This is a genomic window from Hymenobacter yonginensis (assembly GCF_027625995.1).
GTDB classification, from domain to species: domain Bacteria; phylum Bacteroidota; class Bacteroidia; order Cytophagales; family Hymenobacteraceae; genus Hymenobacter; species Hymenobacter yonginensis.
Genome location: NZ_CP115396.1, coordinates 4,666,558 through 4,675,000, shown reverse-complemented (window position 1 = coordinate 4,675,000; position 8,443 = coordinate 4,666,558). Strand labels below are relative to the sequence as shown.

Genomic DNA, 8,443 nt, shown 5'->3' with positions numbered 1-8,443 from the left:
GGGAGTTAGCTGGAACTGCTGGGTGGTGGGGGTGGCTTGCGGAAACAGGATGGCCTTGAGCATGTCGGTGACGTGCTGCAGAGGGAGGTAGTTGGCGGTGGTGAAATCGTAGGGCTGGGCGATGATGCGGCCGCCGGCCTGGTGGGCGCGGCCTTTGGTGATGTGGCCTAGCGGATAACTGAACGGCTCAGGGTTGATAGCCGCGGGCTGCTGGTAGAGTGGCTGCCCGGCGGCTGTGAAAAAGCTGATGGGGTTGGTGTGGCGGTTGGCTTCCGGGTCGCAGGGGGCGAAACGGCGCACGATGCGGGTGTCGGTGTAGCCTAATTGCGCCAGACGTTCGTTGAGGGGGCGCTGGCCGAGGAACTCGTAGAGCCGATTGTAGGCGTTGTTGTCGCTGACGAGCAGCATCCGCTTGATGTAGTTGCCGACGGTGTTGAGTTGGTCGGAGTCGGCGGCGGGGATGTAGGGCGCGGCGGTCTGGCAGCGGAAGGCGGTGCCAGTGGCCATAGGGCTGCGCCGGGTGAGGCCGGGCCGGGCCAGCTGGTTGAGCTTTTCGAGGGCCAGTGCGGCGGTGGGCAGCTTTATCAGGCTGGCAGGGTTGAAATACTGGCGGGCGTCAAGCTGGAAGTTGTGCTGGATGAAATGCGGCTGGTTGTGCTCGTCGCGGTTGATCTGGGTGTAGATGATCTGCAGTTCGTATTCGCGGGGGTTGTCGGCGATGCGGACTAGTTGGGGGTCGGTGTGCAGCAGGCTGTCGAGTAGCGGACTGTTGGCGGATTGCTGGGTGGCTGAGTTGGGCGCAACTGCGGTTGGCGAGCCGGTAGCGGATTGCGCCAGCGCAAAGCATGGCCACGCGAGGCAATGCAGCAGCATACAGCACCGGAGTACACCTATTATATAAGAGTGGCTCATCTTCGAAAATTACGCAATCAGCGAGACAGACATTAGTTGCGCGAAAACATACTCTATATAAGTAGGCCTCATAAGCAGGCTTCTTCTCCCCTGCCCCACAGCGGAGCTGGCAATGAAGTGTTGATTGGTTGGCTGCAGGCGCAACTCAATAACGAAACAAGCCACGGCAATGGCCGTGGCTTGCGTGGGGTGGCTATTTGATGGTTTGCTGGGGCCTGCGCGCTACAGCATCGTTTTGCGGCGGGCCAGCAGCAGGTTGGAATCGTTCTGGCGCCAGTTGTAGCCGGTGCCGAAAGGGAGGGGGCGCGGCCGGTTGGTGGTATCGGTGTAGACGCGGGTCAGCTCGGGCTGGTAGTGCTTGGCAAACAGGTTGATGGGGCGCTTGTAAGTGCCGTAGTAGGTGAAGCGCCAGTCGACGGCTGGAATGTACTTCATGGCAATGCCGGAATCATCCTGGAGCAGGTAGTTGCTGCGGGTGAGGATGAGGTTGCGGATTTTGCTGAAATAGGGCTTGTGCATGAGGTAGGTGGCCGATTTCACGTAGGTAGCCAGCGGCCCGAGGCCGGCCACGTACTGCACCACGGCTTCCTTATTGGTACCCATTTTCCAGTCGCTGATGTCGGCAGAGAAGTATTGCACCTTCTGCTCTTTGCCGGCTGGGCTGAGCATGGTCAGCTCGACGCCGGGAATGACCTTGGGACCGGGCCGACGGATAACGGTGCTGTCGGCGGCGGTCAGCTGGCCTTCGGTGGAGAGCTGCACGTAGCGCACCTCCTGAATCTGGTGGCCGGTGCGGGCCGCAAACAGCATGATGAGCGGCAGAGCCCCATCCAGCTCCACCGATTTGAGGTCGACGGCCATGTCGTTGGTGCGAAAGAAGCTGAAGTTCAGCACCGACCACAACGACGCCTTGAGGGCCGGAAACAGCCGGGGGTTGCTGAGCGTGGCGCGGCGCGGCACGGAGCCCACCGGCTCTAGCCCCACCAGCACGTAGGTGCTGCTGTTCGGAAACATCGTCACGACGTTGAGCAAATCGGGGCCGCTGAAGGGGTAGAACACGGTGGGGCTGGCCGTTCGCACTGAATCCAGCTCGGTGGCGGCCCACTGCTCGATTTTGGTGGTGCGGGTGGCGTGGTAGCTGGTCCAGCTCTTATCCGCATCGGTGGCGAAGGCCTGCCAGGCGGGCTGGGCGGCGAGTGGCTGCAGGTCGCTGGATTTGCTGACCGACTGGCCGGCGAGGTAGGCCGCCACGTCGTGCACGTAGGCGGTATCGGGGCGCGCGGGGGTGGCGGGCGGGGCGGCGGCTAAGGTGGTATCGGGACGCGGCGGGGGCGCGGGGGCGGCGGTTTCGGCGGGGGCTTTCTTCTGCTCGGAGCAGGCGGCGAGGAACAGCAGCGCGGCAGGCAGCAGGAACCGGGGGGCGGGAATTGGCATGAAACAGAGTGGGGAGTGAGGAGAGCGGCAAGATACAGAGCCAGCTTGTCTCAGCGCGAGTGCCCGGGCGCAACGCCGAAATGCTGGCGCACCGGCTAATTGGCCGTTTCGACGCCGTAGGGATTGTGCTGGCGAATCTCCAGAAACCGGTCGGGGGCGGCCAATGGGGCGAAACCGAACTGCTCGTACAGCCCGTGGGCATCGAGGGTGGCCAGCAGGCGGCGGCGCAGGCCTTGCAGTTGCGGGTGGGCCCACACCACCTGCATCAGCCACTTCGATAAGCCCTGGCCGCGGTGCGCCGGCAGCACAAATACGTCGCAGAGCCAGGCAAACGTGGCGTAATCCGTAACGACGCGGGCAAAGCCGGCCAGCTGGCCCTCGGGCGTGTAGAGCCCAAACGGCAGCGAGTTGGCAATGGCCCGCTCCACGGTATCCAGCGGAATGCCTTTGGCCCAATAGGAGTCGTGGGCCAGGTAGCGGTGGATGGCGGCCACGTCGAGGCGGGCGGGGTCGGTGCTGATGGTGAAGCCGTCGGGGCGGGACTCGGTAAGCAACATGGCGAAGCAGGGGAATGGAAACGGAAAGCCGGCGGAGGCAACCTCAGCCGGCGAGCGGTGTTTTCAAAGCTACAAACCAACAGGCAGCGGCCGTTTAATCCGTAATCGGCCGGGGCGCGTATGGAAGTATACCACGTTCACCTTCAGACTCTTTATCATGAAACGCACTGCTACTTTCCTGCTGATTGCCGGCCTGTCGGCTCCGGCCGTGGCCCAGCAAAACCCGGCGCTGGCCACCTACACGGTGGGCACCACCACGCTTACGCTGTCGGCCGTCGCCAACAACCTGGATACGCCCTGGGAGCTGCTGTGGGGGCCCGACAACTTCCTCTGGATGACGGAGCGCGGCGGCCGCATCAGCCGCGTAAACCCCAACACCGGCCAGGTGCTGCCGCTGCTGACCGTGGCCGACGTGACCGAAACCGGCGAAAGCGGCTTGCTGGGCATGGCCCTGCACCCCGATTTCACCGCTTCGCCCTTCGTGTACATCGTGTACAACTACACCGACGGCGGGCTGCTCAAGGAAAAGCTGGTGCGCTACACGTATTCGGCCACGGCGGGCACCCTGGGCAGCCCGCTGGTGCTGCTGGGCAACATTCCGGCCGTGACCACGCACAGCGGCTCGCGCCTGCTTATACTGCCCGACCGCACTCTGCTGATGACCACCGGCGACGCCCAGCAGCAGCCCGAAGCCCAGAATCCGGCGTCGCTCAACGGCAAGATTTTGCGCCTGAACCTCGACGGTACCGTGCCCACCGACAACCCCACGCCCGGCAGCCTAGTGTACACGCTGGGCCACCGCAACCCGCAGGGGCTGGTGCGCGCCACCTCGGGCCGCCTGTATAGCTCGGAGCACGGCCCCAACAACGACGACGAAGTGAACCTGATTGAGCCGGGCCGCAACTACGGCTGGCCCAACGTGGAAGGCTTCTGCAACCTGCCCGCCGAGCAGGCGTTCTGCACCGCAAACAACGTGCGGCCGCCGCTGGTCGCCTATACGCCCACCATTGCGGTGGCGGGCATCACGGCCTACAACAGCCCGGCCATTCCGCAGTGGGCCAACTCCCTGCTGATGGTGAGTTTGAAAGCCGGCAAGCTCACCAACCTGCAGCTCAACGCCGCCGGCGACCAGGTAGCCAGCCAATCCGACCTCTGGACCGGCACCTACGGACGGTTGCGGGCCATCTGCGTGTCGCCGCAGGGCAAGGTGTACCTGACAACCAGCAACCGCGACGGCCGCGCCACGCCCGGCGCCACCGACGACCGACTGCTGGTACTGGAAAACCGGGCCTTCGCGCCCAACTCTACCCGCAACGCGTCTACCCGCAACGCGCAGTCGGCGGCCCTGAGCGTGTGGCCCAACCCGGCCGCGCAAACCGCCACCGTGCGCCTGCCGGCCCCGGCCAGCGCCCCACTCACCCTGCACGATGCCTTGGGCCGCCTCACCCAAACCGTGCCGATGACGGGCCGCGCCGAAGCCCGGCTGGATTTGCGCCGCGTGGCGCCCGGCCTCTACACCATCCGGACTACGCTGGACGGCACGCCGGTGCAGCGCAAGCTGATGGTGGAGTAACGTGCCAGGCCTGTAAGCCGGCGGCGGCCTTGGTTTCCAGGGCTGCTGCCGGCTTTGGCTTTTATAGGGCGCTGATACTCATGCGCCGGGGTTCGGGAAGGCAGCTGAAACATTTTTCGCGTGAAACAGTATTCATGGTGTCTTAAAAATATTTTTAGGCAAGCCTAAAACGTATCTTTACGTTTCATTGCCTCTTTTTCCTTTTATGCCTCCAACAGTACAATCTCCTCCCGTACAGCAAAATCCTCCGGTGGCGGAAGCCGGCTGGCGGCGGGCCCGCACGTCGTTGTCGTTGAGCGAAGTGCACGGCAGCATCAAGGTGCCACCCGCCAGCGCCTCGTTCTGGCGCAAGCTGATGGCCTTTTGGGGGCCGGGCCTGATGGTGGCCGTGGGCTACATGGACCCCGGCAACTGGGCCACCGATATTGCCGGCGGCTCGCAGTTTGGCTACACGCTGCTGTCGGTAATCCTGATTTCCAACCTCTTCGCCATGCTACTGCAGCACCTGGCCGCCAAGCTCGGCATCGTGACCGGGCGCGACCTGGCGCAGGCCTGCCGCGACCATTACTCCAAGCCAGTGGCGATGGTGCTGTGGTTTCTGTGCGAAGTGGCCATTGCTGCCTGCGACCTGGCCGAAGTCATCGGCTCGGCCATTGCCCTGAATTTGCTGTTTGGGCTGCCGCTGCCTTGGGGCGTGGTGCTCACCATTCTGGATGTGCTGGTAGTGCTGCTATTCCAGAGCCGCGGCTTCCGCGTGATTGAAAGCATTGTGGCGGGCCTTACCGTGGTGATTTTTGGGTGTTTCCTGTACGAAATCATCGTTTCGAATCCCGACTATTTCGGGATTCTGGGTGGGCTGGTGCCGCAGCCGGAAGTCGTCACCAACCCCAAGATGCTCTACATTGCCATCGGGATTCTGGGCGCTACCGTCATGCCCCACAACCTGTACCTGCACTCCAGCATCGTGCAGACCCGCGCCATCGAGCAGACCGAGCCCGGCAAGCGCATGGCCATCAAGTTTGCCACCATCGACTCGACGGTGGCGCTGTTTCTGGCGTTTTTCGTGAATGCGGCCATCCTCATTACCTCGGCCGCGGCTTTCCACCGCAACGGCCTGCAGGACGTGGCCGACATCGGCGACGCGCATAAGCTGCTGGCGCCGGTGCTGGGCGCGGGCGCGGCCAGCGTGGTGTTTGCGGTAGCGCTGCTGGCCTCGGGCCAGAACTCCACCCTCACGGGCACGCTGGCCGGCCAGATTGTGATGGAAGGCTTCCTCGACCTGAAGCTGCGGCCTTGGCTGCGGCGCCTCATCACGCGCGGCATTGCCGTGGTGCCGGCACTGATTGTGACTATCCTGTACGGCGAGAAAGGCACCGGCGAGCTGCTGGTGCTCAGCCAGGTGATTCTGAGTCTGCAGCTGAGCTTTGCGGTGGTGCCGCTGGTGCTGTTCACGAGCAGCAAGGCCAAGATGGGCGTATTCGTAAACCGGCCCTGGGTGCAGGTGGTGGCTTGGATGGTGTCGGGCATCATCATCGTGCTGAACATCTACCTGCTGTACAAGACGTTCTTCGGCTAGCAAAAAGCGCGTCAGCCATTACGGCTCCGCGCTTTTTTGTGTTTATCATTTTAGATAAGTCTAAAAATAAATAACAGCCTTCACTAAAAATGAAACACTTCTTCCTCTTTCTATACCTCTGCTTTGGTGTGCTGCTGGCTTCCCAGGCCCAGACCGGCAGCATCCGCGGGACGGTGCGGGCCGAGGGCAAGGTGGTGCCGTTTGCCAGCGTGGGGCTGAAGGGCAGCAGCCTGGGGGCTTCGGCCGATGAAAACGGCGCGTTTGTGCTGCCGAAAGTGGCGCCCGGCAGCTACCGGCTGGTGGCCAGCGCTGTGGGCTACCAGCCTGCCGAACGCAGTGTAACGGTGGTGGCCGGCCAGCCGGCCACGGTCAGCATAGCGCTGGCAGCCAGCAGCAGCGCGCTGGGCGAGGTAGTGGTGAGTGGTACGCTGGGCGAGGTGGTGCGGAGCGAGTCGGCAGTGGCGGTGGAGCTGTACACGCCGCGCTACTTCCAGAAAAACCCCAGCCCTTGCCTGTTCGAGAACCTGACGATGGTGAACGGCGTGCGGCCCCAGCTGAACTGCAACGTGTGCGGCACCGGCGACATCCACATCAACGGGCTGGAAGGGCCCTACACAATGGTGCTGATTGACGGCATGCCCATCGTCAGCTCGCTGAGCACAGTGTATGGGCTGAGCGGCATCCCGAGTAGTCTGGTGGAGCGGGTGGAAGTGGTGAAAGGCCCCGCCTCGACGCTCTACGGCTCCGAGGCGGTGGGCGGGCTCATCAACGTCATCACCAAAAACCCGGCAAAGGCGCCCCGCTTTTCGGCCGACATCTTCGGCACCTCGCACCAGGATCTGAACGTGGACCTGGCCACCGCAGCCAAGGTAGGCGCGGCCTCTACCCTGCTCAGCACCAACCTCTACGGCTACAACCAGCGCCGCGACGTGAACCAGGACGGCTTCACGGACGTGCCCACCCAGCAGCGGGTGTCGGTGTTCAATAAGTGGAGCTGGCAGCGGCCCGAGCAGCGCGCGGCCAGCCTGGCGGCCCGCTACTACTACGAAGACCGGTTTGGTGGCCAGCTGAGCTGGCGCCCCGAGTTCCGGGGCGGCGACAGTATCTACGGCGAGAGTGTGTACACCAGCCGTTACGAGCTGCTGGGCCAGTACCAGTTGCCGGTGGCGGGCCAGAAGCTGCTGCTGAGCGGCTCCTTCAACCAGCACCGCCAGAACTCGGCCTACGGCACCACGCGCTACAACGCCACCCAGCGCGTGGGATTCGGGCAGCTGACCTGGGCCAAGAGCCCCAGCATCCGGCACAACCTGCTGCTGGGCGCGGCCTTCCGCAGCACCTGGTACGACGACAACACGCCGGCCACCGGCTCCGAAACCCGCAACCAGCCCGACCTGATCCATCTGCCCGGCGTGTTTGCGCAGGACGAGTTCCGGCTGACGCCCGACGCCACGCTGCTGGCCGGCCTGCGCTACGACTACAACCCGCGCCACGGCAGCATCGTCACGCCGCGCCTCAACTACAAGTGGGGCACTGTGGATGGCAGCCGCGTGCTGCGGGTGGGCGTGGGCAACGGTTACCGCGTCGTGAACCTGTTTACGGAAGACCACGCGGCCCTGACCGGGGCGCGGGAGGTGGTGGTGCCGGAGGCGCTGCGGCCGGAGCGGAGCTGGAACGCCAACCTCAACTACACCCGCTTCTTCAGCACCAAAACCGGTACATTCTCGCTGGATGGCAGCGCGTTCTACACCTATTTCACCAACAAAATCAGCCCCGACTACGACACCGACCCCAACCAGATTGTGTACCGCAACCTCGACGGCTACGCCATTTCGCGGGGCGTTTCGCTGAACACCGACGTTACGTTCACGAAGCCGCTGAAGCTGCTGGCGGGCATCACGCTGATGGACGTTTTCCGGATGGAGCGGCCCGTGGGTGGCGGCGCGCGGCGGCGGGTGGCGCAGCTGCACGCGCCGGTGTTTTCGGGCACGTATTCGGTCAGCTACAGCTTCACGCAGCTGGGGCTTTCGGTGGACTACACCGGGCAGGTGAGCGGGCCCATGCGCCTGCCGGTGCAGCCCAACGACTTCCGGCCCGGCCGCTCGCCGTGGTTTTCCTTGCAGAACCTGCAGGCCACCAAGCGGCTGGGGCCGCACCTGGAAATGTACGGCGGCGTGAAAAACCTACTCGACTTTTTGCCCCGCCACGCGCTGCTGCGCGCCTTCGACCCCTTCGACAAAACCGTGGACCAGAACAATCCGCAGGGCTACACTTTCGATACCAGCTATAACTTTGCGCCGCTGCAGGGCCGGCGCACATTTCTGGGGCTGCGCTACAGCTTGTAGCATCTGCAAACAGGCCAATCGGCCGTTTGCAGCGGGAATGTTGAACGCC

Annotated in this window: 6 protein-coding genes (1 of these 6 cut by a window edge); 3 read left to right on the top strand and 3 right to left on the bottom strand. The window is 63.8% G+C overall.

Annotated features, from left to right (window positions below; genetic code table 11):
• From O9Z63_RS20010 to O9Z63_RS20000, 3 genes are all read right to left on the bottom strand, one after another.
• On the bottom strand, positions 1 to 873 hold the 5' portion of the coding sequence (locus O9Z63_RS20010; RefSeq protein WP_270127192.1) for a serine hydrolase. The gene continues 417 nt to the left of window position 1, outside the view; the window shows 873 of its 1,290 coding nt (coding positions 1-873); the start codon lies at positions 871 to 873; its stop codon lies beyond the left edge, outside the window.
• A 261-nt stretch (positions 874 to 1,134) separates the two neighbouring features.
• Complete coding sequence (locus tag O9Z63_RS20005; protein ID WP_270127191.1) at positions 1,135 to 2,346, bottom strand: hypothetical protein; 1,212 nt, start codon at positions 2,344 to 2,346, stop codon at positions 1,135 to 1,137.
• A gap of 95 nt (positions 2,347 to 2,441) precedes the next feature.
• Positions 2,442 to 2,903 carry a GNAT family N-acetyltransferase gene (locus O9Z63_RS20000; protein ID WP_270127190.1) on the bottom strand — a complete coding sequence of 154 codons (462 nt, stop codon included), beginning with the start codon at positions 2,901 to 2,903 and terminating at the stop codon, positions 2,442 to 2,444.
• Between the two features lie 157 nt (positions 2,904 to 3,060).
• Between O9Z63_RS20000 and O9Z63_RS19995 the strand changes: the two genes are divergently transcribed.
• The 3 genes from O9Z63_RS19995 (at position 3,061) to O9Z63_RS19985 (ending at position 8,394) form a co-directional block, all read left to right on the top strand.
• A complete protein-coding gene (locus O9Z63_RS19995) occupies positions 3,061 to 4,476 on the top strand; it encodes a PQQ-dependent sugar dehydrogenase (RefSeq protein WP_270127189.1) in 1,416 nt (471 codons plus the stop codon).
• A 205-nt stretch (positions 4,477 to 4,681) separates the two neighbouring features.
• Entirely contained in the window at positions 4,682 to 6,052 is a 1,371-nt protein-coding gene (locus tag O9Z63_RS19990; RefSeq protein ID WP_270127188.1) for an Nramp family divalent metal transporter, read from the top strand.
• A gap of 89 nt (positions 6,053 to 6,141) precedes the next feature.
• Positions 6,142 to 8,394 (top strand): TonB-dependent receptor, encoded by a 2,253-nt coding sequence (locus tag O9Z63_RS19985; protein WP_270127187.1) that lies wholly within the window; start codon positions 6,142 to 6,144, stop codon positions 8,392 to 8,394.
• Positions 8,395 to 8,443 lie beyond the last annotated feature (49 nt).

Bases quoted from the DNA above. Each gene is read 5' to 3' on its own strand.
- O9Z63_RS20000 (WP_270127190.1), bottom strand. From the start codon at position 2,903: ATGTTGCTTACCGAGTCCCGCCCCGACGGCTTCACCATCAGCACCGAC.
- O9Z63_RS20005 (WP_270127191.1), bottom strand. From the start codon at position 2,346: ATGCCAATTCCCGCCCCCCGGTTCCTGCTGCCTGCCGCGCTGCTGTTC.
- O9Z63_RS19990 (WP_270127188.1), top strand. From the start codon at position 4,682: ATGCCTCCAACAGTACAATCTCCTCCCGTACAGCAAAATCCTCCGGTG.
- O9Z63_RS19995 (WP_270127189.1), top strand. From the start codon at position 3,061: ATGAAACGCACTGCTACTTTCCTGCTGATTGCCGGCCTGTCGGCTCCG.
- O9Z63_RS19985 (WP_270127187.1), top strand. From the start codon at position 6,142: ATGAAACACTTCTTCCTCTTTCTATACCTCTGCTTTGGTGTGCTGCTG.